At 63.6% G+C, this 214-nt stretch carries 1 pseudogene; it reads right to left on the bottom strand.

Going from position 1 to position 214, the window contains the following annotated elements:
* A pseudogene (locus CQ14_RS44715) lies at positions 1 to 214 on the bottom strand (flagellin); the annotation flags it as partial.

Raw genomic sequence — 214 nt, 5'->3', positions numbered from 1 at the left:
GGCCAGCGTCAGGTTCGACGAACCGGTCTGCAGCACGTTGATCACGTTCTTGGAGAAGTCCTGACGGATCTGCACGATAGACAGGTTCGAACCCAGGGCCGAAGCCTGGGAACGCAGCAGGCTCGAAGCCGAACTCAGGCTGGCGACGACCTTGTTGGTCGCGGCGTTGTCGATGAAGTCGACGCCGCTGGTCAGGGCTGCCAGGCCGAGGCCG

This window comes from Bradyrhizobium lablabi, assembly GCF_001440475.1.
Classification (GTDB): Bacteria; Pseudomonadota; Alphaproteobacteria; order Rhizobiales; family Xanthobacteraceae; genus Bradyrhizobium; species Bradyrhizobium lablabi.
This window is presented reverse-complemented; position numbering and strand designations above follow the sequence as displayed.